Source organism: Nocardia sp. IBHARD005, assembly GCF_052814245.1.
Genome location: NZ_CP199935.1, coordinates 2,877,720 through 2,895,269, shown reverse-complemented (window position 1 = coordinate 2,895,269; position 17,550 = coordinate 2,877,720). Strand labels below are relative to the sequence as shown.

Genomic DNA, 17,550 nt, shown 5'->3' with positions numbered 1-17,550 from the left:
GGCCCGGAGCCACGCAGGCGCAGTACGTCGGTGTCTCCGGGCGAACGCCCTTCACGGTGGCTGCGAGAGAGGTGAAAGACCCATGGCACGTTCCCGGCGTCATTCCCCGGCACCCACCGCTCGTTCGGTGACCCGCCGCGGCCGCGGTGTCCGTGGCCCCATGCTCCCGCCAACGGTGCCCGCCTGGCGCACCAGGGGCCAGAAATTCGATCGGCTCGTGCTCGAGGCGTTCGCCCCACTGGACACCCGCTGGCACGATCGACTCACCAAGCTCGATATCGCCGTCGACGATGTACCGAAAATCCGTCCGCTGCATCCTGATTCGGTCACCTGGCCCGACGAGGTCGTCGCCGACGGACCGGTACCACTGTCGCGGCTCATCCCCGCGGGCGTCGACCGCCACGGTGCGGCCACCCGCGCCAGGGTGGTCTTGTTCCGCAAGCCGCTGGAATTACGGGCCGCCGATCCCGACGATCTGGTCGAGTTGCTGCGCGAGGTACTCGTCCAGCAGATCGCGACCTACCTCGGTGTCGACCCCGATCTGATCGATCCCGAGCCCGAATAGACGTCCTGCGCCTCCGCTCTTCAGGGCGTGTCCATATCCACTTTCGGGCCGCGGAGGGTTAATCTCGACGTCGTGATCCCTCTGCGTCGTTGCTGCCGACCCGGCTGCAAGAACCCGGCTGTAGCGACGCTGACTTATGTGTACTCCGACTCGACCGCCGTCGTCGGACCCTTGGCCACCGTCGCCGAACCACACTCCTGGGATCTCTGCGAAACGCACGCCTGCCGCATCACCGCGCCCAAGGGCTGGGAGCTGGTCCGCCACGAAGGCGGCTTCTCCTCGAGCACCCCCGACGACGACGACCTCACCGCCCTGGCCGAAGCGGTCCGCGAAGCGGGCCTGCGCCGTCGCCCCGCCGAAGCCGACCAGCCGGGCTACCGCGACAACTCCCCCTCGGCCCCCCGCACCACACGCACTGGCCGCCGCGGCCACCTCCGGGTTCTGCCGGATCCGTAGCTAGCCCGGCCAGGATCCCGAAGAGTCGGTGGAGCCCGCTAGGGTTACGTCCATGACGACCCTCGCGCGCTCTGGCGAACTCGTGAATGCCGTGATCAAGGCTTATGACGTCCGCGGGGTGGTGGGCGAACAGATCGACGAGTCGTTCGTCGGCGATGTGGGCGCATCCTTCGCTCGCCTGATGCGCGAAGAGGGCGCCACCCGCGTGGTGATCGGCCACGACATGCGCGATTCGTCCCCCGCACTGTCCCAGGCTTTCGCCGCGGGCGTGCGGGCCCATGGCCTCGATGTGGTGCACATCGGCCTCGCCTCCACCGACCAGCTCTATTTCGCCTCCGGCAAGCTCGGCTGTCCCGGCGCCATGTTCACCGCCAGCCACAATCCGGCCGAGTACAACGGCATCAAGCTGTGCCGGGCGAACGCGCTGCCCGTCGGCCAGGACACCGGGCTGGCCACCATCGCCGCCGAGGTCATCGCGGGTGTGCCCGCCTACGACGGCACACCGGGCACCGCGACCACGACCGATCTGCTCGCCGATTACGCGACCTACCTGCGCGAGCTGGTGAACCTCGACGAGATCCGCCCGCTCACCATCGCGGTCGACGCGGGCAACGGCATGGGCGGCCACACCGTGCCCGCGGTGCTCGGCACCCTCGCCCCCGTCACGATCGTGCCACTGTACTTCGAACTCGACGGCTCGTTCCCCAACCACGAGGCCAACCCGCTCGATCCGAAGAACCTCGTCGACCTGCAGGCGCTCGTCCGTTCCAGCGGCGCCGACATCGGCCTTGCCTTCGACGGCGACGCCGACCGCTGCTTCGTCGTCGACGAGCGCGGCGAGCCGGTCTCGCCCTCGGCGATCACGGCCATCGTGGCGCAGCGTGAGCTGGCCAAGGAGCCGGGAGCCACGGTGATCCACAACCTGATCACCTCGCGCGCGGTGCCCGAGCTCGTTGAGGAGCTCGGTGGCAAGCCGGTGCGCACCAGGGTCGGGCACTCGTTCATCAAGCAGGAGATGGCTTCGACCGGCGCGGTGTTCGGTGGCGAGCACTCGGCGCACTACTACTTCCGCGATTTCTGGGGTGCCGACTCGGGCATGCTGGCCGCGCTGCACGTGCTGGCCGCGCTCGGTGAGGGCCCGCGTCCGGTCTCGGACCTGATGGCCGCCTACGACGTGTACGCCGCCTCGGGCGAGATCAACTCCACCGTCGCCGACGCAGCCGACCGCACCGCCGCCGTGCTCGCCGCGTTCGCCGACCGCACCGAGTCGGTGGACCGGATGGACGGCGTCACGGTCGACCTGGGCGGCCATGCCTGGTTCAACCTGCGCGCCTCGAATACCGAACCGCTACTTCGACTCAATGTCGAAGCCGGATCGCAGGCCGAAGTAAACGCACTCGTGACCGAGATCCTGAGCATCGTCCGCGCCTGACTGGGAAGATGAAACCAGTACCCGTGGAATCACATGCCCGGTATTCGGCGACGGCAGATTACGAGCATTGCCGGTGCCCGGCTGGAATAGTGGAGTCACAGACGACACAGCGCGATGAGGGGAGGTGGATTCGGCGATGATCGCTGGAACACCGGTATTCGACCTCGACGACGCCGAGTCGCTGGCGGCGGCCGACACGGGCGGCGCCCTGCGCTCGGCGGCCTCAGGCGGCGCCCAGGTGCGTGCCACGGCCGCCGCGGTCGCCGAAACCTCGCTGATCGAACGTCTCTCCGACCTGCGCCCGCGCAGCCTGGTGCTGGTCGCCGGATCGGGTCGCGCCGCACGCGCGGCCGGGCTGCTTGTCGCCACGCTCGGTGACCGGGCCGGGCTGCCGATCGTGCCCGTCACCGCGCTGCCGCCGTGGGTCGGCCCGCTGGACGTGGTCCTGGTGGCCGGCGACGACGCGGGCGATCCGCGGCTCATCGACGCCGTCGACCGCGCCCTGCGCCGCAGCGCCGAAGTGGTGATCGCCGCGCCCAACGAGGGTCCGTTGCGCGCGGTCGCCGCCGGTCGCGCGATCGTGCTCGAACCGCGCGTGCCCGTGCTCGACCACAATCGGCTGCTCCGTTTCCTCGCCGTCGGGATCGCGGTGTTACGCGGTGTCGACGCCCAGCGCAGCGGCCCGGCCACTCCCGATCTCACCGCGCTGGCCGACATGCTCGATGCCGAAGCACTGCGCGACGGCCCGACCAACGAGGTCTTCCACAATCCGGCCAAGACGCTCGCCGCGCGCATGCACGGTGTCGGTGTCGTCCTCGCGGGCGACTCGCCCGCCGCGGTCGAACTGGCCGGTCACGGCGCCGAGGTGCTGCTGCAATCGGCGGGCAGGCTGGCAACGGCTACCGATCTCGCCGGCGCCGTCGCCGCGGTCGGCCGCCTGGCCGCGACCACCGGCGGCACCGCGCCCGGTTTCGACCCGCTGTTCCACGACGAGGAGCTCGACGGACCCGCCCCGGTCGACCGAGTGCGGGTGCTCGCCTTGAGCGTGCACCCCGATCAGGCCGCCGCCCGGCGCAAGCTCGCGGTCTTCGAAGGCGCGGGCGCGGGACTGGTCGACGCCGATCTGGTCCATGCCGATGTCGATGAGCTGCAATCCCAGCTCGCCGACCCGGGTGCCGCGCTCGAACGAACCGCTGCCGAGTCCGCCGCGGGGGGCGGTCACGGCAGCGAACTCGAGCAGCTGGCCGTGCTCGCGCTGCGGCTCGACATGGCCGCGGCTTATCTTCGGCTGACCGGTGCGCGCGGTGTCGCCGCGCCCGAACCGGATCGATACGACGGGGGACGCTACTAGTGCAGGAACTCGTTGGTGCGCTGCGTTCCTACGCATGGGGGTCGCGCACCGCGCTCGCTCAGCTGTGCGGAAGGCCGGTGCCATCGGCCCATCCCGAAGCCGAACTCTGGTTCGGCGCGCACCCGGCCGATCCCGCGCACGTGCAGACCGACTCGGGCACACGCTCACTGCTCGAGGTACTCACCGCCGACCCGGTGGGCGAATTGGGCGCGGTGGCCGGCACTTTCGGCGCCCGGCTGCCGTTCCTGCTGAAGATCCTCGCCGCCGAGGAACCGCTGTCGTTGCAGGCCCACCCGAGTTCGGCGCAGGCGCGCGCCGGATTCGAACGGGAGAACCGCACCGGCGTCGCGCTGGATTCGCCGCTGCGCAACTACCGCGACGACAGCCACAAGCCCGAACTCGTTGTCGCACTGGAGCGTTTCGAGGCGCTGGCCGGGTTCCGCGACCCGCATCGCACTGTCGAATTGTTGCGCGCGCTCGACGTGCCCGGCCTGAATATCTACGCCGAACTGCTTGCCGCCCAGCCCGATTCGGCAGGCCTGCGAACCCTGTTCACCACCTGGATCACGCTGCCGCCCGCCGCGCTGTCGAAGCTGCTGCCCACGGTGCTCGAGGGCTGTGTGCAGTACCTGTCCGGCAAGGGCGCGCGTGCGTTCACCGCCGAGGTGCGCACCGCGCTCGAACTGGCCGAGGTCTACCCCGGCGACGCGGGGGTCCTCGCCGCGCTCCTGCTCAACCGGCTCACCCTCGAACCGGGCCAGGCGCTGTTCCTCGCGGCCGGCAATCTGCACGCCTACCTGCGTGGGGTCGGCGTGGAGATCATGGCCAACTCCGACAACGTGTTGCGTGGCGGGCTCACCCCCAAGCACGTCGACGTGCCCGAACTCCTGCGGGTGCTCGACTTCGAACCGATCGACCTGCCGGTGATCGAACCCGAACCCGGCGACGACGGCGGTATCCGATACCGCACGCCCGCACCGGAATTCGCACTGTGCCGCTTCGACCTCGCCGCCGAGGACGAGCCGGTCGTGCTCGCCGACGCCGGGCCGGGCATCGTGCTGTGCACCGCGGGCACGGTCGAGCTCTCCGAGAACGGACGCACCCTCGTCGTCGAACGTGGCGGCGCGGCCTGGATCTCCGCCGCCGACACCGATATCAAGGCGCGCGCGCTCCGCGGCCCCGCCCAACTGTTCAGCGCCTGCGTCGGCGACGGCGACGGCGACGGCGACGGCGACGGCGACTGAGCTGCGCCCGAGGCGCGAAACCGCCGCCATCGCCGCGGCACCGCGCGAGAGACAAATGATCGCATCGCGGCTGTGTCCTATTAGGCTGTGGCGAGTCGTGTTCAGTGAACAGAAGGGCGGCCGGCATGTCGGCTAGTGGTGGCAAGAAGGCGATCGTCGCGGCGTTGACGGCCAATGCGGGGATCGCGGTGGCGAAGTTCGTCGGCGCGTTCATCACGGGGTCGGCGTCGATGATGGCCGAAGGCGTGCACTCGGTCGCCGACACCGCGAATCAGGGCCTGTTGCTGTTCGGGCAGAAGGCCGCCGCCAAGGATGCCGACGAGCTGCACCAGTTCGGGTACGGCCGTAACCGCTACTTCTACTCGTTCGTCGTGGCGCTGGTGCTGTTCACCCTCGGCTCGGTGTACGCGATCTACGAGGGCATCCACAAGGTCCAGCACCCCGAGGAGCTGAGTCAGCCGATCGTGGCGGTCGTGATCCTGGTGATCGCGATCTTCCTGGAGACCTTCAGCTTCCTCACCGCCGTGCGCGAATCCAGGCCGCTCAAAGGCAATGCGAGCTGGTGGCGGTTCATCCGTAACTCGCGCAGCCCCGAGCTGCCGGTGGTGCTGCTCGAGGACACCGGCGCGCTGATCGGCCTGATCCTCGCCCTCGGCGCGGTGGGGCTGACCATGATCACCGACAACCCGATCTACGACGGCATCGGCACCCTGGCCATCGGCATCCTGCTCGGCATCATCGCGATCGTGCTGATCGTGGAGATGAAGAGCCTGCTCATCGGTGAAGGTGCCACCCCCGAACAGGGTCGTGCCATCCACGAGAACCTGGTCGACGGCACCAAGATCACCTCGGTGATCCACCTCAAGACCCAGTACATCGGCCCGGAGGAAATGCTGGTCGCGGCCAAGGTAGCCATCGCAGCCGACCTCGATATCGCCGGAATAGCCGAAGCCATCGACGCGGCCGAAACCCGTGTCCGCGCAGCGGTCCCGACCGCCCGCCTCATCTACCTCGAGCCAGACCTCTACCGCACCCAGTAGTTCAGCGGCCGGGTCGTGTCGCTCGAGCCCGGCGAGGTCCACAACACACCGATGAAGCCGAGCTGAGCGGCTACCGGTAGGCGGGCGCCGCGCCGCGCAACAGGTCGAGTGGGTCGGTGACGATGCCGAAACGGTTGCGCAGCAGGTGTTGTGCCGCGTGCAGGCCCGGCATTCCGTGGACGCCTGGCCCCGGTGGGGTCGACGACGAGCACAGGTAGGTGCCCGGAATCGGGGTGGAGTAGGGGTTCCAGCGAGCGAGCGGCCGGAACAGGGTCTGGCGCGTGGTCATCGCGCCCGCCGAGATATCGCCGCCGACGTAGTTGGCATTGTGCGCGGGCATGAACGCCGCCGGTCGCACGTGTTTCGCGAGGATCAGGTCGCGGAAACCGGGCGCGAAGCGTTCGACCTGGTCGATCACCTGGTCGCTGATATCGCGATCGGTTCCGTTGGGAACGTGGGCATAGGTGTAGAAGGTGTGTTGTCCCTCGGGTGCCCTGGTGGGGTCGACCACGCCGGGCTGAATGGCCAGGACGAACGGCCGATCGGCGAATCTGCCTGTGGCGACCTGATGTTCGGCGTGCATGGCTTGCGCCCTGGTGCCGACCAGGTGCAGGGTGCCCGCCAGGTCGGCGCCCGGCGCGGCCCACGGCACCGGTCCCGACAGGGCGAAATCGACCTTGCAGGCGGCGTTGCCGTACTGAAAACGCCCGAGGCTGTTGCGGTATCGCGACGGCAGCCGGTCACCGGCGATGCGAAGGAGTTCGGCGGGCGAGGTGTCGAACAGCACCGCGCGCGCGGTGGCGAGTTCGGCGAAATCGTCGACCCGATGCCCGGTGCGCACCTCGCCACCGAGGCTTTCGATCTCGGCGATCATCGCGTTCGGGATCGCCTGACTGCCACCGCGTGGGATCACCCAGCCGCCCGCGTGCGCGAGGGTGCCGAGCAGCAGGGCGGCGCCGACCGCGGGGAAGGCGCGCGGTGAGGTGATGGCGTGGGCGGCCACACCGCTGAACATCGCGGGCGCGACGTCACCGCTGAAACGGTTGTCGGACAATGGAGATGCCTGTTCGAGCAGTCTGGTCGCGAACTTGATGCCCGTGCCGACGCGCAGCGGTGGGTGCCGCAGGTCCGACATGGCCAGCTCGACCACCTCGGGCCAGTGCTCGACCAGCGGCGCGAACAGGTCTCGCCACGCCCGGCCGTCGCGCCCGAGGTCGGTGACCGTGGATTCGAGGTTGCGCCAAGCCAATCCGGCGGTCCCACCGTCGAGCGGGTGTGCGTAGGACACGGTCGGGGCGAGAAGTTCGACGCCGTGCGCCTTTAGATCGAACGCGCGAAAGAAGGGCGATGCCAACGCCATCGGATGCGCACCGGCACAGATGTCGTGATGGAATCCGGGCAGGGTCAGCTCGGCGGTGCGCGATCCGCCGCCTGCTTGCTCCTGCGCTTCGAGGACCCGCACCGACAACCCGGCCCGAGCGGCGATCACCGCCGCGGCGAGACCGTTGGGCCCCGACCCGACCACTACGACTTCCGCCATTGTCGCCCCTTCGCACGTGTGCCTACCTGCTCCAACCTACGCGGAACTGGCCCGCGCGCCGATGAGTGTTCACTCACCGCCCCCAGCAGCGCAATCCCGAGCCGCCCCGGACAAGCCAGCGCTGTATGTCTACCCACTGCATGTCTACCCGCTGTATGTCTCTACCAAGGGCGGGGCCCGCCCTGATCTGGACTGAGTGGAGGGTGCGACGAAGGAGTACCCGGAGGGAGGGAAGATCTCCGGGCCCGAAGGGCCCCGCCTCGAGCGCGCCAGCGCTCAATCCAACGCAGCCCCGTCGACCAGCAAGGCGATGCGCCGTTCGCGTAGTTCGGGGCGCAGCCGAGCGCTGCGCTCGAGCGTCGCGAGGCCGTGCAGGGAGGCCCAGACGACTTCGGTGCGGGCGCCGAGGTCGTCGCCTTCGGCGTACGGGGTGAACATCGCTTCCAGACCGGCGAAGGCGTCGCGCAGCGGCTGCGGAGCGTCGAGGCCGAACTCGAGGTCGGTCTTCTGCTCGAAGATGGCGTCGTAGCGGGCCGGGTTGTCGGTGGCGAAGTCGAGGTAGGCGCGGGCGACATTGGCGACCACCTCGGCATGAGTGGTCGCCGCCTCCCTGGCCACCTTCAGTTTCTCGGCGAACTCGACACAGCCCTGCAGGGCCACGGCGCCGACGATCGCCGCCTTGTTCGCGAAGTGGCTGTAGAGCACGGGCTGGCTGTATTCGATGCGGTCGGCCAGTTTTCGGATGGTGACCGCGTCCCAGCCGTCCGCTTCGGCCATCTCACGTGCGGCGTCGATGATCCGCTGATGCCGTTCGGCGCGGTCGCGTTCCTTGCGCTGTTGTGTACTCATGCTTGAAATTCTAGCAGCGCTAGACAAGATGGCGAGGGTGGGTTAGGGTTCTCTCAACACCTAGCGCCGCTAGATTTCAGAGCACAGTAAAGATTCAGGAGCACATCATGACCACCTCGCGCATCGCCACCGGCCTCTCCCTGCTCGGCGGGCTCTTCATCATCTACGTCGGCATCAACTACCTGATCGCCCCGGAGGCGACGGCCGCGGGCTTCGGCCTGCCCGCTGTGCCCGAGGGCGACGCGGTGGCGTTCCTGAACCTCAAGGGCGTTCGTGACATCGTCAGCGGCGTGGTGATCCTCTCCCTGCTCGCCACCAAGCAGCGCTTCGCGCTCGGCGTCGCCATGCTGGCCACCTCGCTCACCCCGTTCGGTGACATGACCACCGTCCTGAGCTGGCAGGGCTCCACCGCCACCGCGTTCGGTGTCCACGGCTTCACCGCGGTACTGGTCGCGCTCGCCGGTGTGCTGCTGATCCGCGAGCGCCGCGTGGGCTCGACCGAACGCCCATTCGTCGCCGCATGAGCCGCCGCTGAAGCCACCGAAAGGCCCCGCGACTTCTCGTCGCGGGGCCCTTCGGCTATCTCAGTGCGCGTCGACCGCCTGTGCTGGAACAGGTTTCGTGATGTCGACGGGGGTATCGACCTCGTGGTCGTCGACCATCGTCTCCTCGCCGAAGGGCAATTCCCGGTCGAGCACGCGACGGGTCCGGTCGGCGTCGACGGTCTCGGTCCAGGTTCCGATGAGCAGCGTGGCCACCGCGTTGCCCGAGAAGTTGGTCAGCGCACGGGCTTCGGACATGAAGCGGTCGATGCCGACGATCAGGCCGACGCCGTCGAGCAGGTCGGGGCGGTGGCTCTGCAGGCCGCCGGCCAGGGTTGCCAGGCCGGCGCCGGTGACGCCCGCGGCGCCCTTGGACGCGATGATCATGAACAGCAGCAGGCCGACCTGTTCGCCGAGGTTCAGCGGTGTGCCCATGGCGTCGGCGATGAAGATCGAAGCCATCGTCAGGTAGATGGCGGTGCCGTCGAGGTTGAACGAATACCCGGTCGGCACAACAACACCCACCGTCGTCTTCGCCACGCCCGCGTGTTCCATCTTGGCGATCAGCCGCGGCAGCGCCGACTCCGACGACGAGGTCGCCACGATCAGCAGGTACTCACGCGACAAATACCGGCACAGCTTCAGGATCGAGACGCCCGAGACCATCCGCAGGATCACGCCGAGCACACCGAACACGAACACCAGACACGTCAGATAGAACGCGATCATCAGCGTCGCCAACTGCACCACCGCCGACCAACCGGTCCGGCCGACCACGTTCGCGATCGCGCCGAACGCGCCGATCGGCGCCAGCCACAGGATCATCGACAGGATCCGGAACACCAGCTTCTGGCCCAGCGCGACCGCGCGCAGGATCGGTGCGCCAGCATCGCCCATCGCCTGCACGGCGAACCCGACCAGCAGCGCCACGAACAATGCCTGCAGCACGCTGCCCGCGGTCAGCGATGACACGAGCGTGGTCGGCACGATGTTCTCGATGAATTCCCACGTGCCGCCCGCACTGTGCGCCTGATCGGCGTATTTCGCACCCGCTCCCGAGGTGCCGACATCGAGTCCTTCCCCCGGATCGATGAGGTTGCCGACGACGAGCCCGATGCCGAGCGCGACCGTCGACATCGCCAGGAAATAGCCGATGGCCAGGCCACCGACCTTGCCGACGGTGGCGGCCGCGCGCACCGAACCGATGCCGAGGACGATCGTGCAGAAGATCACCGGTGCGATCATCATCTTGATCAGGTTCACGAACACGGTGCCCAACGGTGCCAATGACTGACCGAATTCCGGGGCCACCCGGCCGACAATGACGCCGGCCACGACCGCGACGATCACCGCGATGTACAGCCAATGGGTATGGTCGCGTTTCTGCGCTGCGGTGGTATCACTCATGCCGACGAGCATGAGGAACTATTGTGACGGCCGTCACTTTGGTCCATAAGTTTCATATCTGCGCATAACGTTCGAGAAATCCAGGTCGGAGGCAAGAGGTGCGACGAGGACGACTGTCGCTCGCGGGACAGGCCTTCGCATGGCAGCTGGTGGTGCTGGGACTGCTGATCGCCGTCGGCACCATCCTGGCCGTGTTCGATGCCAGGCGCGACCACGATGTTGCCGCGGAAATGCAGGTCAGGGATGTCGCGGTGACGGTGTCGCGGTCGCCGTCGACCCTGGCCGCGGTGAACTCGCCCTACCCGAGCGGGCTGCTGCAGCCGACCACCGAACGGATCAGAGCGGCCACCGGCATGGACTTCATCGTCGTGATGGCACCCGACCGCACGCGCTACACCCACACCAACCCCGACCTGATCGGCAAGCCGTTCGTCGGCAGCATCGACGGTGCACTGGCAGGTCAGACCCTCACCGAGACCTTCACCGGCACCCTCGGCCCCTCGATCCGCGCGGTCACCCCGGTGTACGACAACGGCCGGGTGGTGGCGCTGGTCTCGGCCGGAGTCACCCGAGCCAAGATCACCACCCAGGTGGCCTCCCAGCTGCCCCTGATCCTCGGGGTGGCCGCGGTGGGTCTCGCGCTGGCCGCGCTGTCGTCGTTCCTGATCAGCCGCAGGTTGCGCCGCCAGACCCACGGTCTCGCCCCCGACGAGCTGCGCGCGCTCTACGAACACCACGACGCGGTCCTGCACTCCGTGCACGAGGGCCTGGTGGTGTTCGGCGCCCAGGCCGAGGCCGCGGAGGTGGTCAACGATCAGGCGCGCACCCTGCTCGACCTGCCCGACGGGCCCGTGCACCGCAGTGACCTGCCCGTCTCGCTGCAGCAGATGAGCGGGGGCGTGGTGCGCGACGAGACGCACGTGACCACCGACCGCATTCTGCTGGTCAACCAAGACCTGGTCAGCTGGGAGGGCCGCGAGATCGGCACCGTGCTCACCATCCGCGATCAGACCGAACTGCGCGCGGTGCTCGGTGAGCTCGACTCGGTGCGCGGCTTCGCCGAATCGCTGCGCGCCCAGGCGCACGAGGCCGCCAACCGGCTGCACACCGTGGTCACCATGGTCGAGCTGGGCCGCCCCGACGAAGCGGTGGCCTTCGCGACCGCGGAGCTGCAGCTCTCGCAGGTGCTGATCGACCGATTGCTGGCCGCCGTCGGCGACGCGGCGCTGGCCGCGCTGCTGCTCGGCAAGGTCGACCAGGCCGCCGAGCGCGGGGTGAGCCTTGCCATCAGCGAGGACACCGCGCTCGACTCCACCGATCCACTGTCCGCGCACGAGACCGTGACCCTGGCAGGCAACCTGATCGACAACGCGATCGACGCCGCGGCGGGCACCGTCGACAAGCGCGTGGAGGTCTCGGTGTGCCATCGTGACAGCGCGCTGTGGGTCCAGGTGTCCGACAGCGGACCCGGTATGTCGGCCCAGATGTTCTCGCGTGCCGCCGAACGCGGCTACACCACGAAATCCGACCACGCGGGCCTCGGCCTCGCTCTGGTGCACCGCCTCGTCGACCGGCATCGCGGCACCATCACCACCACGGCCGCACCACACAGCGCGGTCATCGTTCGCATTCCGCTGAGGGAGACACCTTGATCCGGGTTCTGATCGTCGAGGACGAGCCGTTGATCGCCCAGGCCCACCGGGCCTATCTCGAACGGCTCGACGGTTTCGTCACCGGTGGCGTCGTGCACACCGGACGCGATGCGCTGCGGGTGGCGGCCGAGGCGATCGCCGACGGCGATCCGTTCCATCTGGTGCTGATGGATATCGGGCTGCCCGACATCAGCGGGCTCGATGTGGCCGCCGCGCTCAACGGGCTGCAACCGCGCCCCGATGTCATCGCGATCACCTCCGCGCGCGAGCTGAACATGGTGCGCAGTGCGGTGGCACACGGTGTGGTGCTGTATCTGCTCAAGCCGTTCACCTTCGCCGCGTTCCGCGAAAAGCTGGAGCGCTACCGCGGTTTCGACACCGCGCTGCCCGCGGGCGAGGCGGCCCTTTCGCAGTACGACATCGACCGCGCGCTCGGTGCCCTGCGCACCGCCGACCAGCGGGCCGGTGCGCCGAAAGGCGTTGTGCAGCATACGCTGGAGGAGGTATCGCGCGCGGTTCGCGCGGCCGAATCCGGGATCACGGCCACCGATGCCGCTGCAGCCGTTGGTGTTTCGCGGATCACGGCGTGGCGGTATCTCGAGAAGCTCGCCGACGACGGACTGGCCGAGCGCCGCGCCGATTACGGCCGCGCCGGTCGCCCGAAGACCCGCTACCGCTGGCGCGCGAGCACCTAGCCGGACGAAGTTTGGCCCACCACCGAAGTCCGGCCGCGCGAGGATCGCCGTCATCGGTGGGCACGCGCCGAGTCGGGTCCGGCGAAAGCTCCTGCGGTAGTCGGCTGACCGGCGCCTGATTCAGGCGGGCCGCGAAGCGCCTGCCAGATCGTCGGGCGCCGACGTTCGCGCGACCGGGCCCAAGTCGACCGGCATGTGCTCGAAACCGTGCAGTGTGAACAGGTTTCGGCGGGTCGGCTCGCCGCGTAACCGCAGGTTCGGGTAGCGGGTGTAGAGCGCGCGCAGGGCGTGCACCGCTTCCATCCTGGCCAGGCTCGCGCCGAGGCAGGCGTGGATACCGCTGCTGAATGCCACATGCTCCCGGATATTCGGGCGGCCGATGTCGAAACAGTGCGGGTCGGGGAAGACCGCCGGGTCGCGGTTGGCCCCGGCCAGCGACAGGATCACCGTCGTCTTGGCCCGGACGCGGTCGCCGTCGATCTCGACATCCTCGAGCGCCTGGCGCGCGGTGGTCTGCACCGGCGGGTCGTATCGCAGCGTCTCCTCCACCACATCGGGCCAGCGTTGCGGATCGTCCTGCGCGAGCGCGAGCTGATCGGGATGAGCCGACAGCGCGGCCACCGCGTTGCCGATCAGGTTGACCGTGGTCTCGAAACCCGCTCCCATCAGCAGACTCGCACCGGCCTGCAGCTCGGCCAGACTCAGATCGCCCGAACTCACCAGGGTGGACAGGATGTCCTCGCCCGGAGCGCGCCGCAGCGTGGCGATGTGGTCGGCGAGGAAGTCGTCCATGTCCTCGATCGCCCTCATCGCGGCGCGGTAGGACCGCCACGATGTGCCGATGTCGAGCAGCGGTGTCACCGTGTCGCCCCACGCGAGGAACCGGTCCCGCTCCGCGGGAGGAAAGCCGAGCATCTCGGCGATGATCGCGATCGGCACCCTGGCGGCGAAATCGGTGATCAGATCGACTGAGCCGTCCGCGGGCATCGCGTCGAGCAGTTCGGCCGTGACCACCTCCACCCGATCCCGCAGCCTGGCGATGGCGCGCGGGGTGAACGCCGAGGCCACCGGCTTGCGCATTCTCGTGTGCTCGGGCGGGTCGATGACCAGCATCGATGGCGGCTCAACCGGATTGGGCGGCACCGTGACCCACTCGGCGAGCTTGCGCCACGGGGTCGGCAGATCGTTGTCGAGGGCGGGCCGCACCCCGAATCTGGGGTCGCGCAGGATCGCTCGGACCTGCCCATGGTCGAACGCGGCCAGCGACAGTGGCGTCCTGACCAATCCACCCGATCCGCGCAGTTCATCGATCAACGGATAGGGATCGTGCACACCCCGCTGCCCGGCGAGCAATGTCGCGAACGGATCGCCGCGACGGACTTGCCTGCGCAGGATCGCCCGCGGTGCTCCGTGCTCGGCCGACCATCGAACCCAGTACTGCGCAATCATCGCCACCCCTGCCACTCTGCCGAAGTCTTGCTTCCACAGTACGGACATGGTGTGACACGCGACACGTCCCCGAGGCGGATCCGAACCTATACCTGGGTAGGAGCTAGCGCCGAACGGTCACCTTCTCGGTGAGGACCCGATGGTCGATACCGGCCGGATCGGGATTGACGACCTGCACCAGCGAAGCCCCGGCGAACAACACCGCGACGAACCCGTCGATCACTTCCTCCACCGTGTCCCAGGGTGTACTCGACAGCACCCGGTCACCAGCGGAGAACCCTTGCAGCGCGGCGGATCTCCGAGACATGGTCAGCACTTCGTTCACCGAGAGGCCGTCGAGCGCGGCCCGGAATCCACCGGGCAGGAACTGGTCACCGTGCACCCGCACCGCGGTCGCGAAATCGGTGACCCCCACCGGCAGATCACGCACCGGTGTCCCCATCGCGTCCAGCGACAGCACCGCCACCTCGCCGACACCGTCGGCGTCGTCGAGCCGGTCGGGGGTGACCAGCGCGAGGTCGGCATCGGGATCGGGCGTGAGCACCACTTCGGTCCCCGCCCACCAGCATCCGAGCAGCACCGCGGCGGTCTGCCAGTGCGCGGGCAACAGCACCGCGACCCTGGCGCCGGGGGTGAGCGCGAATTCGTCGCGGATCAGGTTCGCGGTCTTGGCGGCCCAGTTGGCCAACGTCAGCCCGGACAGTTCGATCCGCGCGCCGGTGGCGTCGTCGTACCAGGTGACGCGTGGTCCGGCGGGATCGCGTTCGAGAATCGGGTCGAGGAGGGCGTCGGTCAGCGTCGAATTCGGCTCACGCATGGGTCAATTCACACATTTCGGTCCGTTCTGGCCTGCATCGATCGGCGGGGCGGGCGGTATCGGTGTCGCGGTCGCCGAGGATGTCGCGTCGAGATCGAACATGCCTGCCGCGGCCGAACCCGGACCAGAATAGTCGCTCGCCAGGACCACGCTCACGGTATCCGCCGACACTGTCGCATCGGCGACCACCGTCAGGCCACCGAGCACCTCGGCGACCGCCGCCGCCTTCGGGTCGGTGGCATCGGCGGCCAGCACGCGACTCGAGCTGACGCCGCGGCCGGTGTAGTTGCCGATCGTGCCTTCCCGGAAGCCCTTGCTCGTCAGAGCCGCCGACACCTTGCCCGCGAGCCCGGTGGCGCCACCCGCGTTGAGCACGCTCACCGTCACCGTCGAGGTGTCGATCTTCGGCGCCGCGTCTTCTTCGGTCTTCTCCTCCCCCACCAGCGCGGCGACGAAACTCTGCACCGTCTTCGGGTCGACCTTGACCACCGACTCCCCCGCCGAGGTCATGCTGTTGAGATCGGAGACAGGAATGGTCTCGAATTCCACCTTGCCGCCGGACAGGTCCTTGAGCTGCTGCAAAAAGGCCAGCACGTCCCAGTCCTCGTCGAGCACGACGGTGCGCCCCACCGCCTCGCTGATCTCGCTGAGCTTGCCCGGATTGGCGAGGGTCTTGGCATTGAGCAGCTGGCCGACCAGCTGCGCCATGAACACCTGCTGACGCACGATCCGGTCGATGTCACCGCGTTCGAGATCATGGCGCTGACGCACGAAGCTCAATGCCTCCTGACCGTCGAGACGCTGGCGGCCTGCCGGGAAGTCCGCGCCCGACATCGGTTCGTCCACCGCCTGATTCAGGCACACCTCCACCCCACCGACCGAGTCGGTGAGCAGCACGAAGCCGAGCAGGCTCACCTCGGCGTAGTGGTCGACGGTGATGCCGGTCAGGTTGGCCACCGCTTTGATGAGGGCCTGCCTGCCCGCTGTGGTCGACTCCTTTTCCGCGTCGGCTTCGGATTTGCCCTCGGCGAGCAGCTGCGCGCGTTCGGTCTCCTTGGTCGAGCCGTAGGCGGAGTTGATCTTGGCCTTGCCCTGACCGCCGCCGACATCGACGTAGGAATCGCGCGGGATGGAGATCGCGGTGGCCGAGCGGCCGTCGTTGGGGACACGGATCAGCACGATGGTGTCGGTGTTGGTGCCCACCTCGTCGCCCGCGTGCAGCATGGCGCGTTCGGTTTTGGTGAGCGGGTTGCCGTGCGCGTCAGTGCGGCTGTCGACACCGACGAGCAGGATGTCGACGGCGCCGTCGCGGCCACCGCCGAGGCCGAGGCCACCGATCCGGTCGATATTGGCGATCAGGTTGTCGACACTGCGCCAGGCGAATCCGGTCAGTGCCAGCACCAGCACCGCCGAGATCGCCACCATCAGTTTCGCCGGACCGAAGGTGCCAGCAGGCGCGCTGACCGGTCTAGTCGACTCTCGCACTCGTGCATCCTCTCGACGAACTCCGCGCCCGGTCAGCTCTTCCCCCCGGCAAACACGACCTTGTCGTCAGCCCGGGCTCGTTCGCGGACACCGGCCATCACAGGCTAACCAACAGTTACCACACTCGGGCCCAACCGCAGGTGCTCCGGCGTGCCAGACTGGCCGCGTGAACGCCGATTTCCCCGCCCCCGCTCACCTGATCGTAACCGGCGCACGTGGTCTGCTGGGGCAGCAGATCCTGCGCCTGGTACCCGATGCGCATGGCTTCGGGCGGGCCGAAATCGACATCACCGACCGCGCCGCCGTCGATGCCGTCCTCGCACCGGGCGCCGTGGTGATCAACTGCGCGGCCTACACCGCGGTGGACGCGGCCGAAACCGACGTCGAGGCCGCCTTCGCCGCCAACGCGACCGGACCGGCCGTGCTCGCGGCCGGCTGCGCCGCCGCGGGCGCGCGGCTGATCCACGTGTCCACCGACTATGTCTTCCCCGGAACCGCGAGGACGCCGTACGAACCCGGCGACCCGACCGGACCGGCCACGGTCTACGGACAGTCCAAGCTCGCCGGTGAGCAAGCCGTGCTCGAGCTGGGCGGACATGTCGTGCGCACCGCCTGGGTGTACGCCGGTGTCGAGGGGGATTTCGTCGCGACCATGCGCAGGCTGGAGGCCGAACGCGACACCGTCACGGTGGTGAACGACCAGCTCGGCTCCCCCACCAGCGCCGCCGACCTCGCGGCCGCGCTCCTCGAATTGAGCACCCGCCCCGACGCCCCCCGTGTGCTGCACGCCACCAACTCCGGCACCGCCACCTGGTTCGACCTCGCCGCAGCGGTTTTCACCGACCTCGGCGCCGACCCGCACCGGGTACTGCCGTGCGCCTCCAGCCAATACCCCAGACCCGCACCGCGCCCGGCGTATTCGGTGCTGTCCCCCGCGGCCTGGGACGCGGCAGGCCTCACCCCGCTTCGCTCCTGGCGTATCGCACTCACCGACGCACTGCGGCGGTTGTCCGACTAGGCTCCGCA

The 17,550-nt window shown here is 68.7% G+C and carries 16 protein-coding genes; 10 read left to right on the top strand and 6 right to left on the bottom strand.

Features of this window, described 5'->3' with window-relative positions:
* Positions 1-82 precede the first annotated feature (82 nt).
* The 6 genes from ACTWPB_RS13490 to ACTWPB_RS13465 all read left to right on the top strand — a co-directional run bounded on the left by ACTWPB_RS13490 (position 83) and on the right by ACTWPB_RS13465 (position 6,088).
* Positions 83-565 carry a metallopeptidase family protein gene (locus ACTWPB_RS13490; protein ID WP_194826429.1) on the top strand — a complete coding sequence of 161 codons (483 nt, stop codon included), beginning with the start codon at positions 83-85 and terminating at the stop codon, positions 563-565.
* A gap of 72 nt (positions 566-637) precedes the next feature.
* Positions 638-1,021: a DUF3499 domain-containing protein gene (locus tag ACTWPB_RS13485; protein WP_446225987.1), complete on the top strand. Its 384-nt coding sequence runs from the start codon at positions 638-640 to the stop codon at positions 1,019-1,021.
* A gap of 52 nt (positions 1,022-1,073) precedes the next feature.
* Positions 1,074-2,453 carry a phosphomannomutase/phosphoglucomutase gene (locus tag ACTWPB_RS13480; RefSeq protein ID WP_446225986.1) on the top strand — a complete coding sequence of 460 codons (1,380 nt, stop codon included), beginning with the start codon at positions 1,074-1,076 and terminating at the stop codon, positions 2,451-2,453.
* Positions 2,454-2,589: 136 nt separating this feature from the next.
* On the top strand, positions 2,590-3,804 hold the full coding sequence (locus ACTWPB_RS13475; RefSeq protein WP_446225985.1) for a tobH protein: 1,215 nt from the start codon (positions 2,590-2,592) through the stop codon (positions 3,802-3,804).
* Complete coding sequence (gene manA / locus ACTWPB_RS13470; RefSeq protein ID WP_446225984.1) at positions 3,804-5,048, top strand: mannose-6-phosphate isomerase, class I; 1,245 nt, start codon at positions 3,804-3,806, stop codon at positions 5,046-5,048. The genes ACTWPB_RS13475 and manA overlap by 1 nt, the downstream gene beginning before the upstream one ends.
* A gap of 125 nt (positions 5,049-5,173) precedes the next feature.
* Positions 5,174-6,088: a cation diffusion facilitator family transporter gene (locus ACTWPB_RS13465; RefSeq protein ID WP_446225983.1), complete on the top strand. Its 915-nt coding sequence runs from the start codon at positions 5,174-5,176 to the stop codon at positions 6,086-6,088.
* 70 nt (positions 6,089-6,158) lie between these two features.
* On the opposite strand, the gene ACTWPB_RS13460 is transcribed toward ACTWPB_RS13465, so the two are convergent.
* Both ACTWPB_RS13460 and ACTWPB_RS13455 read right to left on the bottom strand, forming a co-directional pair.
* The gene (locus ACTWPB_RS13460) at positions 6,159-7,628 is read right to left on the bottom strand and encodes a phytoene desaturase family protein (RefSeq protein ID WP_446225982.1); all 1,470 of its coding nucleotides are present in this window, start codon (positions 7,626-7,628) and stop codon (positions 6,159-6,161) included.
* A 276-nt stretch (positions 7,629-7,904) separates the two neighbouring features.
* A complete protein-coding gene (locus tag ACTWPB_RS13455; RefSeq protein WP_446225981.1) occupies positions 7,905-8,477 on the bottom strand; it encodes a TetR/AcrR family transcriptional regulator in 573 nt (190 codons plus the stop codon).
* Positions 8,478-8,584: 107 nt separating this feature from the next.
* Between ACTWPB_RS13455 and ACTWPB_RS13450 the strand changes: the two genes are divergently transcribed.
* Positions 8,585-9,001 carry a DUF4267 domain-containing protein gene (locus ACTWPB_RS13450; RefSeq protein ID WP_446225980.1) on the top strand — a complete coding sequence of 139 codons (417 nt, stop codon included), beginning with the start codon at positions 8,585-8,587 and terminating at the stop codon, positions 8,999-9,001.
* Positions 9,002-9,061: 60 nt separating this feature from the next.
* Here the strand turns inward: ACTWPB_RS13450 and ACTWPB_RS13445 are convergent, their stop codons facing one another.
* Positions 9,062-10,426, bottom strand: coding sequence for a cation:dicarboxylate symporter family transporter (locus ACTWPB_RS13445; RefSeq protein WP_446225979.1), 1,365 nt, complete (start codon positions 10,424-10,426; stop codon positions 9,062-9,064).
* 98 nt (positions 10,427-10,524) lie between these two features.
* On the opposite strand from ACTWPB_RS13445, the gene ACTWPB_RS13440 reads away from it, so the two are divergent.
* Entirely contained in the window at positions 10,525-12,078 is a 1,554-nt protein-coding gene (locus ACTWPB_RS13440) for an ATP-binding protein (protein WP_446225978.1), read from the top strand.
* Positions 12,075-12,773 carry a response regulator gene (locus ACTWPB_RS13435; protein ID WP_446225977.1) on the top strand — a complete coding sequence of 233 codons (699 nt, stop codon included), beginning with the start codon at positions 12,075-12,077 and terminating at the stop codon, positions 12,771-12,773. The genes ACTWPB_RS13440 and ACTWPB_RS13435 overlap by 4 nt, the downstream gene beginning before the upstream one ends.
* Before the next feature lie 120 nt (positions 12,774-12,893).
* Here the strand turns inward: ACTWPB_RS13435 and ACTWPB_RS13430 are convergent, their stop codons facing one another.
* The 3 genes from ACTWPB_RS13430 to ACTWPB_RS13420 all read right to left on the bottom strand — a co-directional run bounded on the left by ACTWPB_RS13430 (position 12,894) and on the right by ACTWPB_RS13420 (position 16,464).
* Entirely contained in the window at positions 12,894-14,222 is a 1,329-nt protein-coding gene (locus ACTWPB_RS13430) for a cytochrome P450 (RefSeq protein WP_446226330.1), read from the bottom strand.
* Between the two features lie 103 nt (positions 14,223-14,325).
* A complete protein-coding gene (locus tag ACTWPB_RS13425; RefSeq protein WP_446225976.1) occupies positions 14,326-15,039 on the bottom strand; it encodes a TIGR03089 family protein in 714 nt (237 codons plus the stop codon).
* 3 nt (positions 15,040-15,042) lie between these two features.
* Entirely contained in the window at positions 15,043-16,464 is a 1,422-nt protein-coding gene (locus ACTWPB_RS13420) for an LCP family protein (protein WP_446226329.1), read from the bottom strand.
* A 226-nt stretch (positions 16,465-16,690) separates the two neighbouring features.
* On the opposite strand from ACTWPB_RS13420, the gene rfbD reads away from it, so the two are divergent.
* The gene (gene rfbD / locus ACTWPB_RS13415; RefSeq protein ID WP_446225975.1) at positions 16,691-17,542 is read left to right on the top strand and encodes a dTDP-4-dehydrorhamnose reductase; all 852 of its coding nucleotides are present in this window, start codon (positions 16,691-16,693) and stop codon (positions 17,540-17,542) included.
* Positions 17,543-17,550 lie beyond the last annotated feature (8 nt).